The following is a 25499-nucleotide window of genomic DNA, read 5'->3' on the forward strand; positions in this document are numbered from 1 at the left end:
TTCACCAGGACCCGCCGCGCCTAGCGGCGGATCCACGCGTCCAGCAAGGAACCGCCGCCCGAGCGAGTCATCGCCGGGCCTGCTCCAGGCTGCCCGGCTCACCTCGAAGCCGCGGAGATCCCTTGCGCACACATCGTCCTGGCCGTCATGAGCTCGGCCAGAACTTCCTCATCGACCTGAACACCGTCGAAACCGTCGTGAAGCTCGTCGCCGGAACCGACGGGCCGATCATCGAATTCGGCACCGGCGACGGCGCGCTCACCCTGCCACTGGAACGGCTCGGCAGGCCGCTGACGGGCGTCGAAATCGACGCCCGCCGTGCCGCCCGGCTGGCGGGACGCGTCCGGCCGTCCACGGAGATCGTCACCGCGGACTTCCTGCGGTTCCCTCTGCCGAAGACGTCTTACGTCCTGGTCGGCAACCTGCCGTTCCATCTGACCACCGCGACGCTTCGCCATGTCCTCGCCGCGCCTGGCTGGACCGACGCCGTGCTGCTCGTGCAGTGGGAGGTGGCGCGCCGCCGGGCGGGGGTCGGCGGCGCGACCATGATGACCGCGCAGTGGTGGCCGTGGTTCGACTTCCAGCTGGCCGGACGGGTCCCCGCGGCGGCGTTCCGTCCCCGGCCCGGCGTCGACGGCGGCCTGCTGACCATGACCCGCCGCGAGCGTCCGCTCGTCGACGACGCGGATCGTGCGCGCTACCAGGACTTCGTACGGCGGGTGTTCACCGGGAACGGCAGGGAAATCGCGTCGGGCGCGCTGCCCAAGAGGCTCACCGCACGCCAGTGGGCTGAGGCGTTTCGGCTTCGGCGAGGAAGTCCGGCTCGCGCGCGCGGCGCTTGGTCGAACCGAACAGCACCCCGCCGATGACGACGGCCGCCGCGACGACTTCGAGCAGCGTCGGCCGCTCGTCGAGCACGAGGAACGCCATCGACAGCCCGACCACCGGCACCAGCAGGGAGAACGGCGCGACCACGCCCGCCGGGTTGCGGCGCATCAGCGACGTCCAGATCCCGGAGCCGATGATCGTGCCGAACACCACGACGTAGGCGAGACCGCCGAGGCCGATCAGCCCGGTGGGGGTGCCGAGCGTGCTCAGCGAGTGGCCGATCTCCGCCGGGCCTTCCATCGCCAGCGACAGCGCGAACATCGGCAGCGGGGGCACCACGGACATCCAGAGGACGAAGTTCAGTGGGTTGTCCGGTGCCGCCTGCCGCGTGCTCAAGTTCCCGAAGGCCCAGCTCAGCGCGCCGAGCAGGGTCAGGATCACCGGCAGCAGGGCGGCGTTCCCGGCCTGCTGCCAGGCGATCGTCGCCATCCCGGCGACGGCGAGCAAGATCCCGGCCAGTTGCCGTCCGGAGACACGTTCCCGCAGGAAGACGGCGCCGAGCAGGACGGTGAACGGGGCCGAAGCCTGCAGCACCAGCGACGCGAGGCCGGTCGGCATGCCGGTGTCCATCGCGATGAAGAGGAACGCGAACTGGCCGGTGCCGAAGCCGAGCCCGTAGCCGAGCAGGTGGCGGATCTTCACCTTCGGCCACGGCACGAACAGGATGGTCGGGATCGCGATGACCGCGAAGCGCAGCCCGCCGGCGAAGACGGGAGGGAACTGCCCGAGGGTGGCGTGGATGGCGAGGAAGTTGCAGCCCCAGAGGACGACGACGAGCAGGGCGAGCAAACGGTCGCGAGCGGGCATGCCTTCACTCTTACGGGGGCATATCGTGAAGGACAAGCGCTAATATTTTCAGTGACCGTTCAGTTTCGCTTCACATATGCTGGCGGCATGGACATCGGCCGGTTGCGGACCCTGCGGGAGTTCGCCGATCGCGGCAGCGTGACGGCGGCCGCGAAGGCGCTGCACTGCACGCCGTCCGCGGTCTCCCAGCAACTCCGCGCCCTGCAGAGCGACGTCGGGCTCGCGCTGACGGAACCGGCCGGTCGTGGCCTCCGGCTGACCGACGCCGGCCGCGCGCTGGTCGCCCGCGCGGACGACGTGCTCGCCGCGCTCGACCGCGCGGAGTCCGAATTGGACACTTACCGCCGGGCCCCGCGCGGCCGGGTCCGGGTGGCGATCTTCCAGTCGGCCGGGTTGATGCTGCTCCCCGGCCTGCTGCGCCGGACGGCGGAATTCGAAGGGCTGGACGTCATCGTGCGTGACGTCGACATGACGCCGCCGGAGGTCCCCGGGCTCGTCGCGGATTACGACATCGTGGTGGCGCACCGGGACGAGCACGCGCCGTCGCTCGGCTCGGAACGACTGGAGACGCGGCACCTGCTGCGCGAACCGCTCGACGTCGCGCTTCCTGTCGGGCATCGGCTGGCCAAACGGCGCCGCATCGAACTCGCCGAACTGGCCGACGAACGCTGGATCAGCGTCAACGCCGGATTCCCGGTGGACGACATCCTCCAGTCGCTGATCATCCGCACCGGCGTCCGCCCGCAGGTCGTCCAGCGCATCAACGACTTCCGCATCACCGAACGGCTCGTCGCCGCCGGGCACGGAATCGCGCTGCTGCCCCGGTACACCATGGACACCCGGCGGGGCAGCGGCCTGGTCTGCCGTCCGCTGGCCGGGATCAAGGCGGCGCGGCACGTGGAGGCTGTCTGCCGGCTCGGCGCGTCTTCGCGGCCCGCCGTGGCGAAGATCCTCGACGCGCTCGCGGACGAGGTCGCCGCGCTCACGGGCGAGCGTGACTCCGCAGGTGGTCCAGCGCGAGTTTGAGCGCGTCCTCGATCGGGGTGACGTCGTGGCGCAGGTGGGCCATCAGCAGCCCGCCCTGGACGCACGCCATCGCTGTCTGGGCGAGTCTCGCCGGGTCGGCGTCTTCGGCGAGTTTTCCCTGATCCCGCAAGGATTTCAGGCCGCTTTCGAGATGTGACTCCCACTCGCGGTACGCCTTGTCCAGCAGCGGCGCGATCTTCGGGTCGTCCCCGAGTTCGCCGGCGAGGTTGCCGAGCGGGCAGGCGATCGGCCCCTTGGGGGTGGCCTGGATGGCGAGGATCTCCTGTGACCACTGCTCGAAATCGGCCCAGCTGTGCAGCGCGAAGATCGTCGGCTGGTTGCCGAGGATGTTCTCCAGGAAGCGCGCGATGACCGCTTCGACGAGCTGTTCCTTGTTCTTGAAGTAGTGGTACATCTGCGATTTCCCGGCCCCGCTCGCCGCGAGCACCTTGTCGACGCTCGTCCCGGCGACGCCGTTGACGTACATCAGCTCCGCCGCCGCGTCGACGATCGCGTCCCGCGTCAGCCGTCCACGAGGTGTTTTCGCCGGTTGACCATCCATGTACCGGATAGTACAGTCGGCTGCACTGTACCGATCAGTACAACCCAGGGAGCTGATGATGGGGGATCTCAACACCGACCTCGCCGAGCTGCGAGGCTCCGTCGCGAGCCAGGTTCCGGCCGAGATCGCGGAGGTGCTCAAGGCCGACCACGCGACGTTCGTCGGGAAGGTCGCGGAGACGGCCGCGAAGCCGGGGACGGCGATGCCGGATCTCACGCTGCCGGACGCGAGCGGCGGCAGGGCGCCGGTCAAGGACGGACCGGCCGTCGTGGTGTTCTACCGCGGCGCGTGGTGCCCGTACTGCAATCTGGCGCTGCGCACGTATCAGCAGGAAGTCTTGCCGGAGTTGGAGAGCCTGGGGGTGAAGCTGATCGCGGTCAGCCCGCAGCTCCCGGACGACTCGTTGTCCACGAAGGATCTCGAATTCACCGTTCTGTCCGATGTGGACAACGAACTCGGGCGCGCGCTCGGCATCACGTTCCGGCTGGCCCCGGAGACGAAGCCGGCTTTCGACACGCTCATCGGCGACGTCGAGAAGATCAACGGGGCGGCGGAGTGGGAGCTGCCGTATCCGACCGTCCTGGTCGTGGACCGCGAAGGCGTCATCCGGTTCATCGACGTCCACCCGGACTACACCACCCGCACCGACCCGGCCGACATCCTGGCCGCGGTGAAGGCTCTGTAGGAGCAGCTCACTCCGGTCGGGGCCCTTCCCCGCATCAGATGCAGCGAAGGGGCCCTTCACCGCATCGCATGCGGTGAAGGGCCCCTTCGGCTGAGCGCTAGCGGTTCGCCCGGTTCACCGCCGAGACGACGGCCCGCAGCGAGGCGGTCACGATCGACGGGTCGATCCCGATGCCCCAGTACACCCGGTCGGAAATCGCGCACTCGATGTACGAAGCCGCCCGCGCGTCGTCGCCCGGCGAGAGCGTGTGCTCGCTGTAGTCCAGCAGCCGCAGGTCGAACCCGACCGTCGACAGCGAGTCGAAGAAGGCCGCGATCGGGCCGTTCCCGCGTCCGGTGACCTCGTGCTCGTCACCCTCGACCCGCACGGTGGCGGTGATGTCGTACTCGCCGTCGCCGTTGTCCCTGACGTGCTGGCGCACCAGCTCCAGCGGCGTCTTCAGCTCCAGGTACTCGGCCGAGAACGCGTTCCACATCGTGGTCGGGTCGACCTCGCCGCCCTCGGTGTCGGTGTGGCGCTGGACGACCTTCGAGAACTCGATCTGCAGGCGCCGCGGCAGGTCGAGCTGGTGCTCGGCCTTCATGATGTAGGCGACGCCGCCCTTGCCGGACTGCGAGTTCACCCGGATCACGGCCTCGTAGTTGCGGCCGATGTCCTTCGGGTCGATCGGCAGGTACGGGACCTCCCACGGGTGCTCGTCGACCGGCGTCCCCGCCTTGTCGGCGGCGGCCTTCATCGCGTCGAGACCCTTGTTGATCGCGTCCTGGTGGCTGCCGGAGAACGCGGTGAACACCAGGTCGCCCGCCCACGGGCTGCGTTCGTGCACCGGCAGCTGGTTGCAGTATTCGACGGTCCGCTTGATCTCGTCCATGTCGGAGAAGTCGATCTGCGGGTCGACGCCCTGGCTGTAGAGGTTCATGCCCAGCGCGACCAGGTCGACGTTGCCGGTGCGCTCGCCGTTGCCGAACAGGCAGCCTTCGATCCGGTCCGCGCCGGCCTGGAAGCCCAGTTCGGCGGCGGCGATACCGGTGCCGCGGTCGTTGTGCGGGTGCAGCGACAGGATCACCGAATCACGGCGCTCCAGGTTGCGGTGCATCCACTCGATCGAGTCGGCGTAGATGTTCGGCGAAGCCATCTCGACGGTGGCGGGCAGGTTCAGGATGACCGGCTTCTCCGGCGTCGGCTGCCAGATCTCGGTGACCGTGTTGCAGACCTCGAGCGCGTAGGACAGCTCGGTGCCGGTGTAGGACTCCGGCGAGTACTGGAAGCGGAAGTCGGTGTCCGGCTGCTTCGCCGCGTAGTCGACGACCAGCTCGGCCGCCTGCGAAGCGATCTTCGTGATGCCGATGCGCTCCTCGCGGAACACCACGCGGCGCTGCAGGATCGACGTCGAGTTGTAGATGTGGACGATCGCGCGCGGCGCCCCTTCGAGCGCCTTGAAGGTGCGCTCGATCAGCTCGGGACGGCACTGGGTCAGTACCTGGATGCTGACGTCGTCCGGGATGGCGCCTTCGTCGATGATCTCGCGGACGAAGTCGAAGTCGGTCTGCGAAGCCGCCGGGAAGCCGACCTCGATCTCCTTGTAGCCCATGCGGACCAGCAGGTCGAAGAACTTGCGCTTGCGCGCGGGAGACATCGGGTCGATCAGGGCCTGGTTGCCGTCACGCAGGTCGACCGCGCACCACAGCGGCGCGGTGTCGATGCGCTTGTCCGGCCAGGTGCGGTCGGGCAGGTCGATGTCCTCGACCAGCTCGGACCAGGGACGATAGCGATGGACGGGCATCGAAGTGCCGCGCTGGGTGTTCCACGGGGCCTGCTCGGAAGGGGCCGGGCGCGTGGGCTTACGGATGCTCATGAGGGGACGGTTCTCCTGAAGAATCGGGTGCGACGACCGGCACCACGAAGCCCCGCGACGGGGAGCCGGTCAGATCAGGCCCCGTCGCGGCAGCGAAGCAGGAGAGCTCGAGCCACGACGCCACCTTAACCGCGAGATCTCCCGAAAGGAAACCCGGGCCGCGATCTAACCGTGACCAGAGTGGCGCCCATTCGGGTTACTCGCGGGTAGCAATCGGACCAGGCGGCGTGCCACACTGCCCGGCATGGGCGAGCACGCTGAAGAGAAGGAAACCGCTGATCAGAAGACCCGGCGCAAGGTCGACTGGCGAGCGGGCGGCGGTCGTGCGGCCGGGATACTGGCGAGCGTCGTCCGCTGGGTCGGCCTGATCTTCGCCGCGATCCTGGTGCTGCACGTCGTCTTCGTGATCGGCGAGGCGAACGCCGACAACGGCATCGTGTCGTTCGTCCGCGGCTGGGCCGACGGGCTGCTGCTGGGCTTCAAGGACCTCTTCATGCCCGAGGACGCCAAGCTCCGGGTGCTGATCAACTACGGCATCGCCGCGGTCTTCTGGATGGTGGTCACCGGCATTCTCGCCAAGATCATCCGGCGCATCGGCGGTTCCGCCTAGCCTCGGGCCACTACGATCGGAAGATGCTCGGCTCCAGCCGTCTGCAGGCGGCGGCATACGAGATCGTCGCCATCGGATCTTCGGCGGGCGGAGTCAAGGCACTGCTCGAGGTGCTCGGCGCCCTGCCCGCCGGTTTCCCCGTGCCCTTGGTCATCGTCCAGCACCTCGATCCGCGCCACGACACCATCCTCGCCGACATCCTCGACCGCCGGTCCGGGCTGAGGATCAAGCTGGCCGAGCCCGACGACGTCATCGGTCCGGGCGTCGTCCACCTCGCGCCGCCGGACCGTCATCTGCTGGTGAATCCCGGTGGCAGGCTCAGTCTGTCCACGGTGGACAGGGTGAAGTTCGTCCGGCCGTCGGCTGATCTGCTCTTCGAATCCGTCGCCGCGGTTTACGGCCCGTCCGCGCTCGTCTGTGTGCTGACCGGGACGGGTTCCGATGGCGCGGCGGGGGCCGGAATGGTGAAGTCACGGGGCGGTACCGTTGTCTCCGAAGATCCGGAGACCGCCGAATTCAAGGGCATGCCCCAGGCCGTGACGAAGTCCGTATCGGTCGATCTGGTGCTCCCGCTGGACCAAATCGCCGGTGCGCTCGTCGGTCTGGTCGAGGGAACGAGGACGTTATGAGCACGCCGGAAGGCGAAGTCGACCACGGTGAGGAACTCGAGGTCTTACTGACCTTCATCAGGGATTCCCGCGGTTTCGATTTCACCGGCTACAAACGGACTTCGCTGGCCCGCCGGATCCAAAAGCGGATGCAGACCGTGAAGATCGCCGGGTACGCCGAGTACCGGGATTTCCTGGAGCTCAACGCCGAAGAGTTCCCGGAACTCTTCAACACCATCCTGATCAACGTCACCAGCTTCTTCCGGGATCCCGAAGCCTGGACCTTCCTGCAGAAGACCGTCGTGCCCGAACTCGTCGCGAAGGTGGCCGCCACCGACGAGATCCGGATCTGGAGCGCGGGCTGTTCGAGTGGCGAGGAGGCCTACTCCCTCGCGATGATCTTCGCGGAGCACCTCGGCATCGAGGAGAGCACCCAGCGGGTCAAGATCTACGGGACCGACGTCGACGAAGAAGCCCTGCGTGAAGCGAGGACGGGCCTGTATTCCTCGAGGGTGCTGGAGCGGCTGCCCGAAGATTTGCGGGTGAAGTATTTCGAGCCGAGTGGAAATCTGTTCGCTTTCCGGCGCGACCTCCGCCGCCGGGTGATCTTCGGCAGGCACGACATCACGCGCGACGCCCCCATTTCCCGCGTCGACCTGCTCGCCTGCCGCAACACCTTGATGTATTTCAACGTCGAAGCCCAGGCGAAGATCATCGAACGCTTCCATTTCGCGCTCAACGAAGGTGGCCACCTGTTGCTCGGAAAGGCCGAAATGCTGCTTTCCGACGGTGTCCGGTTCGACGTCGCGGATATCCGGAACAGGGTGTTCAAACTGCGGACGGGGGGTACCACCGTGCGGGCCCCGCGCTTCGACGTCCGGGCCGGAGCGGGAGTGCGGGACGCGAATCGAAGGCGTCACGTGAGCGAACTGGCCTTGGCGTCTTCGCCGGATTCGGTACTGGGCGTCGAACGCGACGGCACGGTCGCCCTGATCAACGGCTCGGCGAGGTTGCAGTTCGGGCTTTCCTCCCACGACGTGGGCAGGCCGTTCCATGATCTGGAGATCTCGTACCGGCCGATCGAGCTCCGCTCCGTCATCGACCAGGCGCACAGTGATCGCCGCAGTGTCCGGGTCGATTCCGTGCGACGGCAGAAGAACGGCGAGGAGACGCAGTACTTCGACATCATCGTCCGGCCTCTCCTCACCATCGAAGGTGAGGACATCGGTGTGGCGATCACGTTCGTCGACACCACCGAGGCCACCAGGCTGCAGCACGAGGTGAAGCGCGTGCAGGAGGACCTGGCCACGGCTTACGCGGAGCTCCAATCGACCAACGCCGAACTCGAAACGGTCAACGAAGAGCTCCAGTCGAGCATCGAGGAGCTCGAGACGACGAACGAGGAACTCCAGTCCACGAACGAGGAACTCGAGACCACCAACGAGGAACTCCAGTCGGGCAACGAGGAACTCGAGACGATGAACGAGGAGATGCGCATCCGCACCGCGGAACTCGACGAGACGCGCATGTTCTTCGAAGGCGTGCTGTCCAGCGTCGAGGCCGGGGTGGTCGTACTGGACGGCGACCTCCGGGTACGCAGCTGGAATCGCGGCGCCGAGGAACTGTGGGGCCTGCGGGCCGGCGAGGTCTACCTGGAGGGGTTCTTCGCCCTCGACTTCGGCCTGCCGACAGCCGGGTTCCGCGACGTCGTCGAACTCTGCAACGAGACCGGGCAGCGGGCCGCCCAGGTCGAGATCGACGCGGTGGACCGGAAAGGCAGGCCGCTGCTCGCTTCGGTCAGTTGCTCGCCGTTGAGCGGTCCGGGCGGCGGAGTCGTCTTGATGACGGAAAAGCGACCGGCAGGCTGAGTCAGCGCCTGGTACTCGGTCGCAGCGCGCGTTTGGGGACCGAACCCACGAGATCGGCCACCGTCATGCGGCGGTTGACCAGTTGTTCGCAAAGGTCGCTGATCCGGCGGTTGTGGCTGCGCGCGTAGTGACGTAACACGAGGAACGCGTCGGTCGGGTCGATTTCCAGCCGGGCGGAGACCAGGCCCTTCGCCTGCTCGATGATCACCCGGCTGGCCAGCGCTCCCTGCAGTTGCTCGGAGGTCCTGGTCAGGCCGGCGATCGCGCGGTGGTTGAGCATGCCGATCGCCGCCGCGTCGGCGAAGGCGATCGCGATCCGCAGGTCGGCCACCGGCAGTGACGAGGCTTCCGTGGTCAGGATCGTGACCTCGCCGAGGACGTTTTCGCGTCGGCTGATCGGGAACGCGTGCACCGATCGGAAGCCGAGTTCGAGGGCGGCCGGGGCCAGCCGGTTCCAGCGTGCTTCCGCCCCGTCGAGGGGTACGTTGACGACCGGCTCGTCGTCGTCATGACAGTCGATGCCAGGGCCCTCTTCGGCGAGGACGTCACCGAGCGGCGGAAGTTCGAGCCGTTCGTCGGTGCACACCACGATCGGCCGGTCGGCGCGGTCGCCGGCCGCGGCCAGCCGGACGGCTGACGAGGCGATCAGCTGTGCGTAGCGGTTCGCCACACAGAGCCAATAATCCTTCGGGTCGAGCGCGGGTGCCAAGGTGTCGGCCAGCTCCACCAACGTGTCGGCGACCCATCTTTCGCGATCCTGCATGAGAATCCGGCCTCCTGCGGACTTGCAGTGTCGAGAGCGCTGGGTAATCAACGCTAGTCCTCCGCATGACGAGGGGAAACCCGTAATGGCTCAGCCGTTCGGGTCACTTCGGCGCGCCCGGCGCGGGCGTACGCTCAGCCCATGTGGGACGGCACCGGTGGTCGATACGACCCCCCGGCCCTGCGCAGGCTGATCGAAACCGAGCGCGGGCGGGCGGATCGCGCGGCGGCAGTGGCCCGGCGGCACGAATGCCTGACGGAGACGGCTTCCGCGTCGATGCGGCCCTTCCACATGCGGATGGCGGAACTGCACCGCGCCACCGAACACAAGCACCGGGCAGCGGCGGATCTGCACACCGGCTACCTCGACGCCGTCGGGCGCTGGGCGGACCGGCCGCAGGAGTCGGCCGTCCTGCCCCCGGCGTTCATGACGGCGGCCGCCGAGACGTCCGGCATCCGGAGTCTGGCGGTGGCCTTGTTCGTCACGGACGGGAGCGAGGCGTCGGTCGTGGTGTCCGATCCCATCGCCGCCAGGGCGCACGACCTCGAATACAGCCTCGGCGAAGGACCTTCCCGGGGAACGCCCCTGAAACCGGGGGTCTGCGGCGAACCGGAACTCGTGAGCCGGTGGCCGCAGTTCGGGCCCGCGGTGCGGGAAATCGGGGTCCGGGCGGTGGTTTCGGCGCCGCTGGGCCTGGACGGGGTGCCGATGGGCAGCCTCACCGCGTACCGGTCCGAGCCCGCACCGGACGCCGAGGTGGCCCGGTCGCTGGAGGTCCTCGCCGGAGCGCTGACCGGCACCGCGTTGGACCCGGGTATCCGGCTCGACGGTGACGACGGCTTGCCGGTGCATCCCCTGTTCGGCGACGTCGACGTCTGCGTCGTGACACACCAGGCCACCGGGGTGGTGATGGCCAACCACGACTGCTCGGCGGCCGACGCCCTGGCGCTCATCCGCGCCCACGCCTTCGCCCGGAACGAGACCGTCACCGAACTCGCCCGTGCCATCGTGGCCAGGACGTACCGGCTCAGCTGACCGCGAGACGTTCGTATGCCTCGACGGCGGCCTTCGGGTCGTCCGCGGTGAACTTCACGACACGGACGGTCTCGGTCTTCCCCAACGGCCTGGTCACCGTGATCGGCTCGCGTAGCTCCGCGACCAGATTCGTCTCGTAGGAATTGTCATGGCTGAGCCAGGTTCCGTCGCGGAACGCCTTGGCCTTGGCGGGATCGTGGCTTTCCTTCGAATGCCGCAGGCCGACGATGTTCTCCCTCGGAATTCTCACGTCGTAGAACGAGCTGTAGCGCACTCGCACTTCATACGAAGAAATCACGTGAGGCCTTACCACGGTGCCCGCGTAGACGCCGAAGACCAGTAGTGCCGAGTACACGCCCAGAACGAGCAGCAGCAGGTCGACGACCAGGCCGAAGTCGAGTAGCCAGAAAAGACCCGCTTCGAAGGCGCTCACCACGGCGAGAACGATGAAGATCGGTTTGCCGTCGGAGCCGTACGGCACCGCCACGGCGTCCTCGGTGACTCCGTCTTTGAGGCCTCTCACATACAGCCAGAGGCCTTTCATCGTGCGTGATTCGTTGCGGACGAGACTGCGTAAAGCCCCCATGACCCCAGATTAGCGATCGAATTGGGTCAGGATCTTCAGCGCGTCGGCGGAGCCCGGGTCCTTCGGCGTGTAGATCTCGAGCCGGTGGTCGGGGCTGTCGGGCTGGAGCCACACCTGGTAGTCGACGCTCACCGCACCGACCGTGGGGTGCTGGAGGTGCATGGCGCCGACGGTGCAGTCGGCGACGTCACCGGTCGCCCAGAGCGTCGCGAACTCGTCGCTGCGCATCGAAAGTTCGCCGATGAGCCCGGCGAGACGGGCGTCCGTGGGGTAGCGGCCGGCGGTGAGCCGCAGGTAGGCGACGTGGATGGGCGCGAGTTCGGCGCGGTTGCGGTGCAGGTCGCGGGTGAGCGGGTCGAGGAAGAACAGGCGCGGGAGGGACGGCCGCCGGTCCGGATCGCCCGGCGCGTCGAAGTCGAGGTGCTCGGCCATGAGCGTGTGCCCGGCGTGGTTCCACGCGAGGACGTCGCCGCGACGGCCGAAAACGAGCGCGGGCACGGCCTCGCCGAGGTTCTCCAGCAGCGCGAGGACCCGGGGGTGCGGGTCCTCCGGACCGGGGTCGGTCAACTTCGGCAGCGCGGCCTGCCGGGCGAGGTTGTGCAGGTGACCGGTCTCGACGTCGTCGAGCCGGAGCGCGCGGGCGAGCGCGTCGAGCACCTGCCGTGAAGCGGTCTCGGCCAGACCCTGTTCGAGCCGCGTGTAGTACCCGGCGCTCACTCCGGCGAGCTGGGCGAGTTCCTCGCGGCGCAGTCCGGGCACGCGGCGGGAGGTGCCGTAGGTGCGCAGGCCGATCTCGGCGGGAGTCACCCGGTCACGACGGCTCTTGAGGTAAACGCCGAGGCTTTCCATGACCCCGAGCCTAGGTTTTCGCGCGGCCGCGTGGGTGTACCCGCTGGGTGTACCCACGGCACGGGGATGGCTGCCCGCCCGAAGCCGGTGCAGCGTCGAGGGCATGACACGACCGCACACCCGGGCCTGGTTCGGCCTGCTGGTGATCCTCTGCCCGGTGTTCCTGGTTTCCATGGACGGGTCGATCCTGTTCCTCGCGATGCCCAGGATCAGCCAGGCGCTCGCCCCGACGGCCGACCAGGCGTTGTGGATCCTGGACGTCTACGGCTTCGCGGTCGGCTCGCTGCTGATCGCGTTCGGCAACCTCGGCGACCGGTACGGCCGCCTGAAGCTGCTGATGATCGGTTCCGCCGTCTTCGGTGCGGCCTCGACCGCCGCGGCGTTCGCCCCGGGCCCGGAGCTGCTGATCGCGTTCCGCGCGCTGATGGGGCTGGCAGGCGCGACTCTGCTGCCTTCGGCGCTGGCGGTGTTGAGCGAACTGTTCCCCGATCCGCGGCGACGCGCGCAGGCCATCGGTGTCTTCGCGGCCGCGTTCGCCGCCGGTTTCGCGATCGGGCCGGTCGTCGGCGGGGTCCTGCTGGAGCGGTTCTGGTGGGGTTCGGTCTTCCTGGTCAACCTGCCGGTGATCGCGGTGTTCCTATTGTTCGCGCCGGTGCTGCTCCGCGAGGTGCGGGCCACCGGGAAGGGGCGCGTCGACACGCTGAGCGTGGTGCTCTCCGCCGCCGGTCTCCTGCTCGCGATCTACGGGATCAAGCACGTGGCGGCCGACGGCCTGTCCGCCGTCGCGGTCTCCGCGGGAATCGCAGGCGCCCTGCTGCTGGTGTGGTTCGCCCGGCGTCAGCGAGGTCTCGACCATCCGCTCATCGACTTCTCCCTGTTCCGCGACCGTGTCTTCACGATCGCGATCGTCACCGGATTCCTGCCGCTGGCGGCCTGGTCGGCGGCCGCGTACCTGTCCGGGATCCACCTGCAGTCCGTGCTGGGGCTGCCCGTCCTGCACGCGGCGCTCCTGGCGCTGCCCGGGGCGGCCGTCCTCACGATCATGTGCGTGGTCACCCCGGCTCTGGTCGAGCGGATCGGCAAGCGCGCGGCGCTGGTCGGCTGCCACTTCTCCATCGCCGCAGGGCTGGCGCTTCTGCTCATGACCGGCGTCACGGGCGGGGTGGGCTGGTACGTCGCTTCGACGGTGGTCGCCGGTGTCGGCTACGGCATCTCGTTCAGCGTCGTGGCCGACACGGCCGTCGCCGCGGTGCCCGCCGAACGGGCCGGAGCGGCGGGCGCCATCGCCGAAACCGGCAACGAGATCGGCAACGCGCTGGGGATCGCGCTCATGGGGTCACTCGCCGCGCTGGTGTTCCGCCTGGCCGGTCCGGATCTCGCGCCCACCCTCGACGGAACCCTCCAGCTGCCCGGTATCGCGCCCGCCGCCGCCACTGACGCGAAGGAGGCCTTCGTCTCGGGCCTGCACACCGCCGTCGCGGTGCTGAGCCTGCTGCACGTCGCGCTGGGAGGTCTCGCTCTGCGATGGCTCCCTCACTCGGAGAAAGCGCTCGCACCCCAGGTGTCGGTGTAGGCGAATTCCGCCAGCGAGACCCGCTCACGTGGCGCCTTCTCGCGCTCGATCCGCCAGTCCTCTTCGAGTACCGACGGGTCGGCGGGGGAGCCGACGGCGATGGCGACCTTCGGGACGACGTCGTCGGGGAGCCCGAAGAAGTCCTTCGCCGCTTCGGCGGAGAAGCCCGCCATCTGGTGCGCGATCAGGCCGAGTTCGACGGCCTGGAGCACGAGGTTCTCGCTCGCGAGACCCAGTCCGTACTCGGCGTACGGGACGTCGCCCTTGTCGTTCGTGGTCACCATCACGCCGATCAGCAGCAGACCGGCGCGATGGGCCCAGTCGCGGTTGCCCGAGTTGAGCGTCGAGAGGATCCGGTCGAACGACGGCGTGCCCCGCAGGCCGACCAGGTAGCGGGCGGGCTGGGTGTTGCCGAAGGACGGTGCCCAGCGGGCCGCCTCGAGCAGTGCGCGGAGCTGGTCTTCGGTGACGACGGCGGCCTCGTCGTAGGCGCGAGGACTCCACCTGGCGGCCATGATCGACGCGATCGGGGTACTTGTTTCGGCGGGCTTGTGCACCGCCGGACCTTAACAAGGGGGTGCTCTCCGTCACTAAAGTGAAAGCCCTCCGACTATTTCGTTGGTGTTAAGGAAGATTTACTTCGAGAAGTCCTCGAAGTAGTGGTCAGGCCCACTTACGACGGTGGCGGGCGTGCGTGTCCCCGGTAGGCTTTCGCTCAAATAAGGGACGCGGGGGCTCCTTCGGTGCCCACCATGGAGCCGCCCGGCCCGTCGAGGAGGTTCGGGCGTGGCCCTCGTGGTCCAGAAGTACGGCGGTTCGTCGCTGGAAAGTGCCGACCGGATCAAACGCGTCGCGGAACGCATCGTCGCCACCAAGAAGGCGGGCAACGACGTCGTCGTCGTCTGCTCCGCCATGGGCGACACGACGGACGAGCTGCTCGACCTGGCTCAGCAGGTCAACCCGGCCCCGCCGGAGCGTGAGATGGACATGCTGCTCACCGCGGGTGAGCGCATCTCGAACTCGCTCGTCGCCATGGCGATCTCCGCGCAGGGCGCGGAGGCGTGGTCGTTCACCGGTTCGCAGGCAGGGGTGGTGACGACGTCGGTGCACGGCAACGCGCGGATCATCGATGTCAGCCCCAGCCGCGTGACGGAAGCCCTCGACCAGGGCTACATCGCGCTGGTGGCGGGGTTCCAGGGCGTGTCGCAGGACACCAAGGACATCACCACCCTCGGCCGCGGCGGTTCGGACACCACCGCCGTCGCACTGGCCGCGGCGCTGAACGCCGACGTCTGCGAGATCTATTCCGATGTGGACGGTGTGTACACCGCCGATCCCCGCGTCGTGCCCGACGCCCGCAAGCTCGACACCATCGCCTACGAGGAGATGCTGGAGCTGGCCGCGAGCGGCTCGAAGATCCTGCACCTGCGCTCGGTGGAGTACGCGCGCCGCTACGGCGTCCCGATCCGAGTCCGTTCTTCCTACAGTGACAAGCCGGGCACCACGGTGACCGGTTCTATCGAGGAGATCCCCGTGGAACAAGCGTTGATCACCGGTGTGGCGCACGACCGCTCCGAAGCCAAGATCACGGTGACCGGCGTGCCCGACACCGCCGGTGCCGCGGCCAGGATCTTCCGGGTGATCGCCGACAACGAGATCGACATCGACATGGTGCTGCAGAACGTGTCCAGCACGTCGTCCGGCCGCACCGACATCACCTTCACGCTGTCGAAGGCCAACGGTGCCAAGGCCGTGCAGTCGCTGGAGAAGATCAAGGACGAGATCGGCTTCGAGTCGGTCCTCTACGACGACCACGTCGGCAAGGTGTCGCTCGTCGGCGCGGGGATGCGTTCGCACCCCGGTGTCACGGCGACGTTCTGCGAGGCGCTCGCGCAGTCGGGCGTGAACATCGAAATCATCAACACCTCGGAGATCCGGATCTCGGTACTGATCCGGGACTCGCAGCTCGACGACGCGGTGCGAGCGATCCACGAGGCATTCGAACTCGGCGGCGACGAAGAAGCCGTCGTCTACGCGGGGAGTGGTCGCTGATGTCGAACGGTTTGCGGGTAGGGGTCGTCGGGGCGACCGGCCAGGTCGGCGCGGTCATGCGCCGTCTGCTGGCCGAACGGGGTTTCCCGGTCGCCGAGATGCGGTACTTCGCTTCGGCGCGGTCCGCCGGTTCCAAGCTTTCTTGGCAGGATCAGGAAATCGTCATCGAGGACGCGACGACCGCCGATCCGTCCGGTTTGGACATCGCGCTGTTCTCCGCCGGTGGCTCGACCTCCAAGGCGCAGGCGGAGCGGTTCGCCGCGGCGGGCGCGACGGTGATCGACAACTCGTCGGCCTGGCGGATGGACCCCGAGGTCCCGCTGGTCGTCAGCGAGGTCAACCCGGAGGCGATCAAGGAAGCGCGCAAGGGGATCATCGCGAACCCCAACTGCACCACGATGGCCGCGATGCCGGTGCTCAAGCCGCTGCACGCCGAAGCCGGACTGGTACGGCTGGTCGCCAGCACCTACCAGGCGGTGTCCGGCAGCGGGCTCGCCGGTGTCGAGGAACTGGAAGGCCAGCTCGCCGCGGCGGCGCCGAACGCGGGCGCGCTGACCCACGACGGCGCGGCGGTGACCTTCCCCGAGCCGAAGAAGTACGCGCGGACCATCGCGCACAATGTCCTCCCGCTCGCCGGGTCCATTGTGGACGACGGCTTGTTCGAGACGGACGAAGAGAAGAAGTTCCGCAACGAGAGCCGCAAGATCCTGAGCATCCCGGAGCTGCGCGTTTCCTGCACCTGTGTGCGGGTGCCGGTGTTCTCGGGGCACTCGATCTCGATCAACGCGGAGTTCTCGCAGGCGCTTTCGGTCGCCCGCGCGACCGAACTGCTGACCGGCGCCCCCGGCGTGGAGCTGTCCGAGATCCCGACCCCGCTGCAGGCCGCGGGCCAGGACCCGTCCTACGTCGGGCGACTGCGGACGGACCCGGGCGTCGACGGCGGTCGCGGTCTGGCGTTGTTCCTGTCGAACGACAACCTGCGGAAGGGCGCGGCGCTCAACGCGGTACAGATCGCGGAACTGATCGCGAACTCCTGACGTACCGAACGCTATGAAAGGCCCGTTACTTGCAAATTTTGCAAGTAACGGGCCTTTCATAGCACGCGCGACCGGAAGACCAACCGCAACTAGAGGACTAAACGCGCGCGAGGGTGGTCAGGGCTTCGTAGCCCCGGCGCAGGCCGCGTACCGCGTCGCCAGGAACTCGCCCCGCGCGTCCCCGCTGTAGGTCCACACCCCGCTGTCGGCCCGGGTCCCCAAGAACCGGAACTGCTCGACGGCCTCGTCGAAGCGCCCGTTCTCCACGAGCGCCTTCGCCGCGTACGCCCGGTCTCCGCGCGTCGCCGGGTGATCGCGCCCTTCGCCGTTCAGCCAGGCCACGATCCCGTCGAGCGCGCCGGCGACCCGCGGGTCACGCCACGCGGGAGTGTCCTGGAACTCGGATTCGTGCGCGGCGATCAGTAGCAGCGGAGCCAGCTTCGGCGACTTCGCCGCGGCGGTCTCGGCGAACTCCCACATCCGCTCGTTCGAGCCGAACCACTTCGCGCACCAGTACTGCAGTGCCCGCGTGTGTGCCCCGCGGTGCTGAGGGTCGCGTTCGGCGAGCTCCGCCCAGATCTCCAGGTACTGGTCGTTCTCGTACTGCCGTCCCATCGCGATCGCGAGCGCGGTCACCCACGGCGTCGGGTCCTCGGGGGCGAGCGCGGACGCTTCGCGCACGGCCTCCTCGGCCTGCTCCAGCACCCGGAAGAACGCGGCGAACTGCTCCTCGGTGACGTGTTTCGCCTGCAGGCCGCTGCGCACCTCCCACGCCACGTGCACCAGCGATTCCGCGTTGACGAGCGCGGCGCCCGGGTCGCCGGGGCGGGCCTTGCGCCACGCCCGCAGCCATTCGTCGTCCTGCGCGGCGGCCTCGCCGAGCGCGCCGTTCACCAGGTTGCGGCGGTCCCAGTTCCCCCAGGTCGACGCGAGCAGTGCGGCGGCGCCTTCCCATTCGCCCCGCGCGGTCGACTCCTGAACAGCGAGCACTTCTTCGTCGGTCCAGTACTCCTTGGTCGACACCTCGCCGTCGGCCGGGAGCCCCCAGCGCGTGACGTCCGGGATCCTGCCCTTGAACTTGGGCTTCTCCTGCGGCAAGAGCGCGGCGAACTCTTCCGGCGTCAGCACGTTCTTGAGTTCGTCGATCTCGACGCCGCGTCGTTTCGCCTCCTTCATCATCGCGAAGACGGCCTTGCGTTCACGGGATTTGAGCAGCCAAAGCATTGAAACTCCTTAGGAACGAACAAGAATGGGAGACGGCCGGTAGCCGGCGGACACCCCGGCGGCCGTCAGCAGCGCGCGCAGCGGCGCGGTGTCGGCTTCGGCGGCGGTGGCCTTGTCGAGCGCGGACGGCAGCCGCTCGTCCAGCGGCTCGTCCACGGTGAACGGCGCCGGTCCGGACCACGAAAGCGACCATCGCGCCACGCCGACGTCGGTGAGGGCCGCGTGGACCACGATCCCCACCCGCCTGCGGACGGAGACGGCGGCGAACTCCCGGCGGGCGCGGGGCCCGGCACCGGCGGGCGGCTTCGCAGCGGTGTCGGCGGGGTCGGCGAGTTCCTCATGCCTGCCCGCGTCGAGCAGGTCCAGCGCCATGTCCAGGGTGCGTTCGCCCAGAATCTCGGCGGCCGCTTCGGCCGCGACGTGACGGCGGCCGATGGCGACCAAGGACTGCCAGTCGGTCCGCCGCATCGCGAGCGCCTCGTCGGAGAAGACGGTGAACAGCGCCCTGTCGAGCATCTTCTCGGCGCTGGTCAGCAGGTCGGCTGCCGGATGCTCGCCGCCGGGGCGGACCGGGATCCGGGCCCCGGCCTCGAGCGTCGCGACGCGGTCCCGGGTCGCCGGGTGCGTGTCCCACCGCGAGGTCTTGTCCTCCGGCGGGTTCCGCCGCATCTCCTCCATCTGCTCCGCCCTTTTCGGGTCGGTGAGCAGCGCGCGGTAGCCCTCGCCGAACCGGTCCGGGAGGTAGCCCGCGTCCCAGCCGATGGCGGCGTAGTTGTTCATGAAGAACCGCCAGGTGACGGCCAGCGCTTCGATCTCACGCAGGGCCGAGGTCGCCGCGTCGGTCCCGGCGAGCCGCGCGGAGACGGCGTCGGCCGCGAGTTCCTGCGCTCGGCAGACACTCATCGAGACGACGAAGTACAGCTTCGCGTACTGCTTGAAGAGCCAGCCGACGAAGCGCTCGAAGTAGCCTTCGCGGCCGAGGCCACTGACGACTCTCGCGATGGATTTGCGCCCGCGATAGGTCAGCGCGGAGAACCGCGTGTCCTTGTTGCCGTAGTGGCCCAGCTCATGCGCGAGCACCGCCCGGAACTGGTCCTGGCGCAGGCCCATGATCAGCGGGACCCCGATGATCATCCGGCGGCGCAGCACCCGCAGCCCGAGCCACGAGGTCCGCTCGGTGACCGCGGCGTTGACGTCCGCGTCGAGATAGATCTCGTCCGGCGGCCGGGTGCCCGCCTCGTCCGCCAGCTCCCGGACCAGCGCCCAGAGCGCGGGCTGGTCCTCCGGTGTCACCGCGACGCCGGGCAGGTCGTCGCCGGTCGCCCGCTCGACCGTGAGCAGGGTCTTGAGCAGGATCCAGCCGACCGGGACGGTGACGATGCCGAGCTTCACCGCCGCGAAAACGTTGTGGCGCAGCGCCAGCACCTCGAGCGTCACGATCCCGCCCACGAACGCCAGCACGAGCAGCGGGAATCCCGCCAGCAGGACGGCAGCGAGCAGCCCACGTAAAGACTTCACTGTGAAACGGACCTTCCCCAGAGTTGGTGTACCCCCGACACCGAGCGCTCATTGTGCCCGAAGCGGCAGTAAGAGCCGAGCACTTTTCGAACACGATCTACGACTTCGCGATGAACATCAGCCCACGCAAACGCACGTGACAGTCCACTGTGGATGGCGGTAATTGCCTTGTCCGGTTCGTCCGGCCCGTGCATCCTCAAGGGTGACAAAACGTTTTCCACGAAGGGAAAGTCATGTACACGGCGGTCGAAGGCTCGCGGGTTCCGATCCGGATGTGGGCCGACCCCACGTCGGTCGAGGACCAAGCCATGCGACAGCTGCACAACGTCGCCAACCTGCCGTGGGTGCACGGCGTCGCGGTCATGCCCGACGTCCACTACGGCAAGGGTGCGACCGTCGGCAGCGTGATCGCGATGCGCGACGCCGTGTCCCCGGCCGCCGTCGGCGTGGACATCGGCTGCGGGATGAGCGCGGTGCGGACCTCGCTCACCGCCGCCGATCTGCCCGACGACCTGCTGAAGCTCCGCCGCCGGATCGAGTCGGCCGTCCCGGTCGGCTTCGGCCTGCACAAGACCCCGGTGAACCCGGCGAAGGTGCACGGTGTCGGTGGCTGGGACGCGTTCTGGAAGTCCTTCGGCGATTTGCACACCGGCGTCCAGGACCTGCACGACCGCGCCGCCCGTCAGATCGGGAGCCTCGGTGGTGGCAACCACTTCATCGAGGTCTGCCTCGAACAGGACGGCGACGACGAAGGCCGCGTCTGGCTGATGCTGCATTCGGGTTCGCGCAACATCGGCAAGGAACTCGCCGAACGGCACATGGCCGTCGCGCGGAAGCTGCCGCACAACGCGGACCTGCCGGATCCGGACCTCGCGGTGTTCGTCGCGGGTACGCCGGAAATGCAGGCGTACCGGCGCGACCTGTTCTGGGCGCAGGACTACGCGGCGCGTAACCGCGCCACCATGGTCGCGCTCGTCAAGCAGGCGCTGAAGGACGTCGTCCCGCAGACGACGTTCGACGACGCGATCAGCTGCCACCACAACTACGTCGCCGAAGAGACCTACGACGGTGTCGAACTGCTGGTGACCCGCAAGGGCGCGATCCGCGCGGGTTCGGGTGACCTCGGGATCATCCCGGGCAGCATGGGCACCGGTTCGTACATCGTGCGCGGTCTCGGGAACACGTCGTCCTTCCAGTCCGCGTCGCACGGCGCGGGCCGCCGGATGTCGCGGAACAAGGCCAAGAAGCTGTTCACCGCCGAAGACCTCGCCGCGCAGACCGCCGGGGTGGAATGCCGCAAGGACTCCGGTGTGGTGGACGAGATCCCGGCCGCGTACAAGGACATCGAAACGGTGATCAAGGCGCAGACCGACCTCGTCGAGGTGGTCGCGCATCTGAAGCAGGTCGTCTGCGTGAAGGGCTGAATTACCGGGCGGTTCGTGGGTGGTGGTCAGGGGAACCCGACGTACCACCCACGAAATCGCTACCCTGGATCTCATGAAGAGGTTGGGAATCGCGGCGCTCATGGCGGCCGCCGGACTAGCGCTGGCCGGCTGCAGCGAGGTCACGAACGCCATCGATCAGACGAACAAGGCCGCGACGAAGGTCGGCGCGTGCGCCGAGGCGCTCAGCCTCACCGACCTCAATCCGGACCCGGCGACGCTCAAGGAGCGGGCCGCGGACAAGGAGAAGCGCCTGCGTGAGCTGGCGTCCAGCGTCGGCGAGCAGGACGTGGCGGGCGCGCTCACCGGCATGGCCGACTCGTACCTGCAGGCCCAGAAGGAGAACATCCAGGACGCGGGCAAGATCGCGGACTGGACCAAACGCAACATCGACCGGGTCGACGCCCTGCGCAAGGTCTGCGCTTAACCCCCTCTCCGCAATTCGTCCTCTGGTTGCGGTAGTTCGCTCTCGAACCACCGCAACCAGAGGACGAAACGCGTCAGGAGGAGGTGAGCGCGGGCACCGGGGCGGCCGGGGTGCGGGACCGCCGCCAGAACAGGCCGAGCGAAGCGATCGCCAGTGCTCCGATCGCCGAGGCCGCGAATCCCCAGCCCGGGCTGGAGTGATCGATCACATACCCGATGATCGGGCTCCCGATCGCCAGCCCGATCCGGCTGGCCGCGTCCAGCAGCCCCATCGCCTCGCCGCGCACCCGCGGTGGCGCCGCCGCGCTGACCGTCTCGGTGCTCGCCGCGAGCGTCGGCGCGCACAGCACGTTGCTCGGGAAGAGCACGATCGCCAGCAGCCACCACGGGTGGTCGACCAGCCCGACCGGCAGCGTGAGCACCGCGAGCAGCACCATCAGCGTGCCCTGCGAAAGCGACCGCCGGACGGCCCCGTGTATCGCCCCGCCGAGCACGGAAGCGATGCACATCAACGTGATCAGCAGCCCGGACCAGGCGATGTCGCCGCTCGCGCGCACCGTCGCCAGCGCGGCGAGCTCCATCCCGACCAGGCAGAACAGCGCGCCGGCTGCGATGAACATCGCCATCACGAGCCGTCCGGTGAGCCAGCTCCGCACGGGCGGCCGCTCGCCGGTGAGCACCTCGGCGTCGGCCTCGGCGCGGATCGGCGGGTTCTGCCGGTAGATCAGCGTCGCCGAAAGCGCGAAGCAGATCCCGATGCCGGTGAGCGCGTAGACCGCGGGCAGTTGCGTGATCGCCATGATCCCGGCCGACGGCCCGATCATGAACGACGCTTCCACCAGGATCGTGTCCAGCGAGTACGCCGCCCGCCGCTGCTCGAGCGGCACGAGCGCGGTGAGCACCAGCCGCGCGAGCGTCCCGGCGGGCACCGACAGCACGCCCGCGGGGAGCGCGACCGCCAGCAGCATTTGATAGGGCAGATGCGGCGCGCTGATCCAGAACGTCGTCGAGGCCAGGCCGCAGATCGCGACCACCGGCCGCAGCCCGTAGCGGTCGACGTACCGGCCGACGAGCGGCGCCCCGATCGCGCTGCCGAGCGTGGTGGCCGCGCCGACCAGCCCGGCCTCGCCGTAGCCGCGGCCGAGGTCGTTGACCACGTAGAGCGTCATCGTCACGCCCATGGCCGTCATCGGGAGCCGGGCCAGGAACATCAGCATCATCGAGCTGGGAACCCCGGGCACGGCTAACACACGACGGTACGGAGCGAGGGCCATACGTCCGATGAGAACTTAACCTGGTACGCGCGTGCAAGTTTTTTTCCCGCCGCCGGTCACCCGGTCCGGGGTGTTTTCTTGACTGATTCCAGAATAAGCGAGAGGGTGGCGGTACCACCACGAAACAGGAGGCACCGGCGTGACCTTGCCGACCACGAACAACGTGGGTATCCCCGTCGCGAGCGACAACGACTCGCTGACGCTGGGTGCCAACGGTCCGATCCTGCTCCAGGACCACTACCTGATCGAGAAGAACGCCCAGTTCAACCGTGAGCGCGTGCCCGAACGCGTCGTCCACGCCAAGGGCGGCGGCGCGCACGGCTTCCTCGAGGTCACCGAGGACATCAGCCAGTTCACGAAGGCCGCCCTCTTCCAGCCCGGTGTGCGCACCGAGAGCCTGGTCCGCTTCTCGTCGGTCGCGGGGGAGAACGGCTCGCCCGACACGTGGCGCGACCCGCGCGGGTTCGCGGTGAAGTTCTACACCTCCGAGGGCAACTACGACCTCGTCGGCAACAACACGCCGGTGTTCTTCATCCGCGACCCGATCAAGTTCCCGGACTTCATCCACTCGCAGAAGCGCCGCGCCGACAACCACCTGCGCGACCACGACATCCAGTGGGACTTCTGGACGCTGCGGCCCGAGTCCGCGCACCAGGTCACCTGGCTGATGGGCGACCGCGGCATCCCGTCGAACTGGCGCGAGATGGACGGCTTCGGCTCGCACACCTACCTGTGGGAGAACGCGGGCGGCGAGAAGTTCTGGGTCAAGTACCACTTCAAGACCGACCAGGGCATCGGCTACCTGCCCCAGGCCGACGCGGACCGTATCGCGGGCGAGGACTCGGACTACTACATCCGCGACCTGTTCAAGAACATCGAGAAGGGCAATCACCCCAGCTGGACGCTGTACGTCCAGGTGATGCCCTACGCCGAGGCCGCGGACTACCGCTTCAACCCGTTCGACCTGACCAAGGTGTGGCCGAAGGGCGACTACCCGCTGATCAAGGTCGGCCGCTGGGTGCTCGACCGCAATCCGGCGAACTACTTCGCGGAGATCGAGCAGGCCGCGTTCGAGCCGTCCAACCTGGTGCCGGGCATCGGCCCGTCGCCGGACAAGATGCTGCAGGGCCGCCTGTTCGCGTACCCGGACGCGCACCGCTACCGGATCGGCGCCAACTACACGCAGCTGCCGGTCAACGCGCCGAAGTCCCCGGTGAACAGCTACTCGCGCGACGGCGCGATGCGCTACAACAACCCGGGCGACCCGGTGTACGCGCCGAACTCCAAGGGCGGCCCGCACGCGAACGCGGAGATCGCTTCCGAGACCGCGTCGGGCTACGGCGTCGAGGACGAGGTCATCCGGTCGGCGTACAAGCTCCACGCCGAGGACGACGACTTCGGCCAGCCGGGCACCCTCGTGCGCGAGGTGATGGACGACGCGCAGCGTGAGCGGCTCGCGAACAACATCATCGGGCACGCTTCGAACGACGTCTCGCAGCCGGTGCTCGAGCGCGTCTTCGAGTACTGGCGGAACGTCGACAAGGACCTCGGCGACAAGGTCGCGGACGCCTTCCGCAAGTAGAACGACCTCTTCGAGAGGCTGCTCCCACCACCGAACGCACCCGGCGCGCGTCATCCCCCGCGCACCGGGTGCGTTTCCATGTCCCCACTCGCATGTGAAACCAGAAGGTGGCGTGGCGTGCGTGGGGGACAACCCGAGTGGAGCAGTGCGACACGCTTGTCCGACGGAGTGATGAAGCCAAACGATCACCGGTTACACCGCTGTGGGTGAACGAACCGTTCTCCCGTGTCGACCGGTCACAGGTGGTCATAAAATTGTCGGAAAAGGATGATCTTCAGGGGGACGCACAAGATTTCGTCGTTAATCAATTGCGGGGTTCTTCACCGGGAATGAATCCGGCACGTAAGGGTTAGAAAACGGTTCAAACCGGTGATCGGGTGGTGTTCGGCCGATACGGCGGGTATCGATTTACCTCGTCAGGTCCCAGAGGCCAGGAGGTAAGGGAATGAAAGGCAACATTGCCCGGACGATTGCCGCGGTCGCCGCAGGCAGTCTGTTGGCGGTGGCCTCAGCCGGCGCCGCAACGGCTAGTACCGATGGTGGAAAGGGTTCGTCCAACACGCAGGCACTCGCCGCGCAGGTGTTGCAGATGCGGGACGGGCTCACCAAGGTGGCCTACGCCGGTGACGTCTCCAAGACGCGGGCGGACTTGGACAAGCTGAGCCCCGTCCTCGGTGACATCGCCGCAGGCAAGCGCTACCAGATCCAGACCGAAACACAGAAGCTCGGCGACCTGGCCAAGGGTCGTTCCGACGAATCCAGCAGGCTGCTGGCCGACCCGAAGGCCAAGGCACGCCAGCTCCCGCCGCTGCCGGTACCGATCCCCTCGCTCCCGGACCTGCCCGGACCGTTGAAGATCGTCAGTGACCTGGTGAAAGCCCTGTTGACCGCGGTGACCGGCATCCTCGCCGGCCTGCTCGGCGGACTCCCTGTCCCGCCGCTGCCGGTACCGCCGGTGCCGCTCCCCACGCCCTAGACCGTCAGGAGTCGTCTGGTTTCGCCGTGCAGGGCGGCGGGCCACGAAATGGGGGCCGGAGCCCGAGTGGGGACATTTCTCCTCACTCGGGCTCTGGCCGTGTCAGTCTGTCGCGCGCGACGGAAACACTCCGCAGGGCGAAGTCCTGCCTGATCGGCAAGACTTCAGGTAGTCGCCCTGCAAAGTGTTTCCGTGGCCTTCGGCCAAAAGAGGCGCGCGACGGTGAAGTCTCCATCGGGCGCAGAGCGCCCTC

Annotated in this window: 24 protein-coding genes; 14 read left to right on the top strand and 10 right to left on the bottom strand. The window is 68.1% G+C overall.

Annotated elements, in window-relative coordinates:
* Positions 1-122: 122 nt before the first annotated feature.
* Entirely contained in the window at positions 123-869 is a 747-nt protein-coding gene (gene erm / locus ACLJPX_RS36710) for a 23S ribosomal RNA methyltransferase Erm (protein WP_410604914.1), read from the top strand.
* Here the strand turns inward: erm and ACLJPX_RS36715 are convergent.
* Positions 772-1695: an EamA family transporter gene (locus ACLJPX_RS36715; RefSeq protein WP_410604915.1), complete on the bottom strand. Its 924-nt coding sequence runs from the start codon at positions 1693-1695 to the stop codon at positions 772-774. The genes erm and ACLJPX_RS36715 overlap by 98 nt on opposite strands.
* An 87-nt stretch (positions 1696-1782) precedes the next feature.
* Between ACLJPX_RS36715 and ACLJPX_RS36720 the strand changes: the two genes are divergently transcribed.
* On the top strand, positions 1783-2721 hold the full coding sequence (locus tag ACLJPX_RS36720) for a LysR family transcriptional regulator (RefSeq protein WP_410604916.1): 939 nt from the start codon (positions 1783-1785) through the stop codon (positions 2719-2721).
* Here ACLJPX_RS36720 and ACLJPX_RS36725 read toward each other — a convergent pair.
* On the bottom strand, positions 2678-3283 hold the full coding sequence (locus tag ACLJPX_RS36725; RefSeq protein WP_410604917.1) for a TetR/AcrR family transcriptional regulator: 606 nt from the start codon (positions 3281-3283) through the stop codon (positions 2678-2680). The genes ACLJPX_RS36720 and ACLJPX_RS36725 overlap by 44 nt on opposite strands.
* A gap of 58 nt (positions 3284-3341) precedes the next feature.
* Here ACLJPX_RS36725 and ACLJPX_RS36730 point away from each other — a divergent pair, with 58 nt between their 5' ends.
* Positions 3342-3968, top strand: a complete 627-nt coding sequence (locus ACLJPX_RS36730; protein WP_410604918.1) for a peroxiredoxin-like family protein — start codon at positions 3342-3344, stop codon at positions 3966-3968.
* A 97-nt stretch (positions 3969-4065) separates the two neighbouring features.
* Here ACLJPX_RS36730 and leuA read toward each other — a convergent pair whose 3' ends face one another.
* Positions 4066-5823, bottom strand: coding sequence for a 2-isopropylmalate synthase (leuA, locus tag ACLJPX_RS36735; RefSeq protein WP_168214433.1), 1758 nt, complete (start codon positions 5821-5823; stop codon positions 4066-4068).
* 244 nt (positions 5824-6067) lie between these two features.
* On the opposite strand from leuA, the gene ACLJPX_RS36740 reads away from it, so the two are divergent.
* The 3 genes from ACLJPX_RS36740 to ACLJPX_RS36750 are packed head-to-tail and all read left to right on the top strand — an operon-like array spanning position 6068 to position 8909.
* A complete protein-coding gene (locus ACLJPX_RS36740) occupies positions 6068-6433 on the top strand; it encodes a hypothetical protein (RefSeq protein ID WP_410604919.1) in 366 nt (121 codons plus the stop codon).
* Between the two features lie 23 nt (positions 6434-6456).
* Positions 6457-7062: a chemotaxis protein CheB gene (locus ACLJPX_RS36745; RefSeq protein ID WP_410604920.1), complete on the top strand. Its 606-nt coding sequence runs from the start codon at positions 6457-6459 to the stop codon at positions 7060-7062.
* Positions 7059-8909, top strand: coding sequence for a CheR family methyltransferase (locus ACLJPX_RS36750; protein ID WP_410604921.1), 1851 nt, complete (start codon positions 7059-7061; stop codon positions 8907-8909). Before ACLJPX_RS36745 ends, ACLJPX_RS36750 begins: the two co-directional genes overlap by 4 nt.
* Before the next feature lies 1 nt (position 8910).
* On the opposite strand, the gene ACLJPX_RS36755 is transcribed toward ACLJPX_RS36750, so the two are convergent.
* Positions 8911-9672: an ANTAR domain-containing protein gene (locus ACLJPX_RS36755; RefSeq protein WP_410604922.1), complete on the bottom strand. Its 762-nt coding sequence runs from the start codon at positions 9670-9672 to the stop codon at positions 8911-8913.
* A 141-nt stretch (positions 9673-9813) separates the two neighbouring features.
* On the opposite strand from ACLJPX_RS36755, the gene ACLJPX_RS36760 reads away from it, so the two are divergent.
* The gene (locus tag ACLJPX_RS36760; RefSeq protein WP_410604923.1) at positions 9814-10707 is read left to right on the top strand and encodes an ANTAR domain-containing protein; all 894 of its coding nucleotides are present in this window, start codon (positions 9814-9816) and stop codon (positions 10705-10707) included.
* Here the strand turns inward: ACLJPX_RS36760 and ACLJPX_RS36765 are convergent.
* Together ACLJPX_RS36765 and ACLJPX_RS36770 are read right to left on the bottom strand one after the other, a co-directional pair.
* Complete coding sequence (locus tag ACLJPX_RS36765; RefSeq protein ID WP_410604924.1) at positions 10700-11293, bottom strand: hypothetical protein; 594 nt, start codon at positions 11291-11293, stop codon at positions 10700-10702. The two genes, ACLJPX_RS36760 and ACLJPX_RS36765, sit on opposite strands and share 8 nt — an antisense overlap.
* Positions 11294-11302: 9 nt before the next feature.
* Positions 11303-12142, bottom strand: a complete 840-nt coding sequence (locus ACLJPX_RS36770) for a helix-turn-helix transcriptional regulator (RefSeq protein WP_410604925.1) — start codon at positions 12140-12142, stop codon at positions 11303-11305.
* Between the two features lie 103 nt (positions 12143-12245).
* Here ACLJPX_RS36770 and ACLJPX_RS36775 point away from each other — a divergent pair, with 103 nt between their 5' ends.
* Positions 12246-13715 carry an MFS transporter gene (locus ACLJPX_RS36775; protein WP_410604926.1) on the top strand — a complete coding sequence of 490 codons (1470 nt, stop codon included), beginning with the start codon at positions 12246-12248 and terminating at the stop codon, positions 13713-13715.
* On the opposite strand, the gene ACLJPX_RS36780 is transcribed toward ACLJPX_RS36775, so the two are convergent.
* Complete coding sequence (locus ACLJPX_RS36780; RefSeq protein WP_410604927.1) at positions 13676-14272, bottom strand: nitroreductase family protein; 597 nt, start codon at positions 14270-14272, stop codon at positions 13676-13678. The genes ACLJPX_RS36775 and ACLJPX_RS36780 overlap by 40 nt on opposite strands.
* A gap of 229 nt (positions 14273-14501) precedes the next feature.
* Here ACLJPX_RS36780 and ACLJPX_RS36785 point away from each other — a divergent pair, with 229 nt between their 5' ends.
* Together ACLJPX_RS36785 and ACLJPX_RS36790 are read left to right on the top strand one after the other, a co-directional pair.
* Positions 14502-15767 carry an aspartate kinase gene (locus ACLJPX_RS36785; protein WP_101611168.1) on the top strand — a complete coding sequence of 422 codons (1266 nt, stop codon included), beginning with the start codon at positions 14502-14504 and terminating at the stop codon, positions 15765-15767.
* Entirely contained in the window at positions 15767-16804 is a 1038-nt protein-coding gene (locus ACLJPX_RS36790) for an aspartate-semialdehyde dehydrogenase (RefSeq protein ID WP_410604928.1), read from the top strand. Before ACLJPX_RS36785 ends, ACLJPX_RS36790 begins: the two co-directional genes overlap by 1 nt.
* Positions 16805-16921: 117 nt before the next feature.
* On the opposite strand, the gene ACLJPX_RS36795 is transcribed toward ACLJPX_RS36790, so the two are convergent.
* Both ACLJPX_RS36795 and ACLJPX_RS36800 read right to left on the bottom strand, forming a co-directional pair.
* Positions 16922-18028, bottom strand: coding sequence for a DUF4034 domain-containing protein (locus ACLJPX_RS36795; RefSeq protein ID WP_410604929.1), 1107 nt, complete (start codon positions 18026-18028; stop codon positions 16922-16924).
* A 9-nt stretch (positions 18029-18037) separates the two neighbouring features.
* On the bottom strand, positions 18038-19546 hold the full coding sequence (locus ACLJPX_RS36800; RefSeq protein ID WP_410604930.1) for a M48 family metallopeptidase: 1509 nt from the start codon (positions 19544-19546) through the stop codon (positions 18038-18040).
* A 233-nt stretch (positions 19547-19779) separates the two neighbouring features.
* On the opposite strand from ACLJPX_RS36800, the gene ACLJPX_RS36805 reads away from it, so the two are divergent.
* Together ACLJPX_RS36805 and ACLJPX_RS36810 are read left to right on the top strand one after the other, a co-directional pair.
* Positions 19780-20970 carry an RtcB family protein gene (locus ACLJPX_RS36805; RefSeq protein ID WP_410604931.1) on the top strand — a complete coding sequence of 397 codons (1191 nt, stop codon included), beginning with the start codon at positions 19780-19782 and terminating at the stop codon, positions 20968-20970.
* Positions 20971-21043: 73 nt separating this feature from the next.
* Complete coding sequence (locus ACLJPX_RS36810; protein ID WP_101611163.1) at positions 21044-21415, top strand: hypothetical protein; 372 nt, start codon at positions 21044-21046, stop codon at positions 21413-21415.
* A gap of 73 nt (positions 21416-21488) precedes the next feature.
* On the opposite strand, the gene ACLJPX_RS36815 is transcribed toward ACLJPX_RS36810, so the two are convergent.
* Positions 21489-22634, bottom strand: coding sequence for an MFS transporter (locus ACLJPX_RS36815; RefSeq protein WP_410605077.1), 1146 nt, complete (start codon positions 22632-22634; stop codon positions 21489-21491).
* Positions 22635-22827: 193 nt separating this feature from the next.
* On the opposite strand from ACLJPX_RS36815, the gene ACLJPX_RS36820 reads away from it, so the two are divergent.
* Entirely contained in the window at positions 22828-24270 is a 1443-nt protein-coding gene (locus ACLJPX_RS36820; RefSeq protein WP_410604932.1) for a catalase, read from the top strand.
* Between the two features lie 445 nt (positions 24271-24715).
* A complete protein-coding gene (locus ACLJPX_RS36825) occupies positions 24716-25246 on the top strand; it encodes a hypothetical protein (protein WP_410604933.1) in 531 nt (176 codons plus the stop codon).
* Positions 25247-25499: the final 253 nt, after the last annotated feature.

The sequence above is a fragment of the Amycolatopsis sp. lyj-90 genome, from assembly GCF_046549035.1.
Classification (GTDB): domain Bacteria; phylum Actinomycetota; class Actinomycetes; order Mycobacteriales; family Pseudonocardiaceae; genus Amycolatopsis.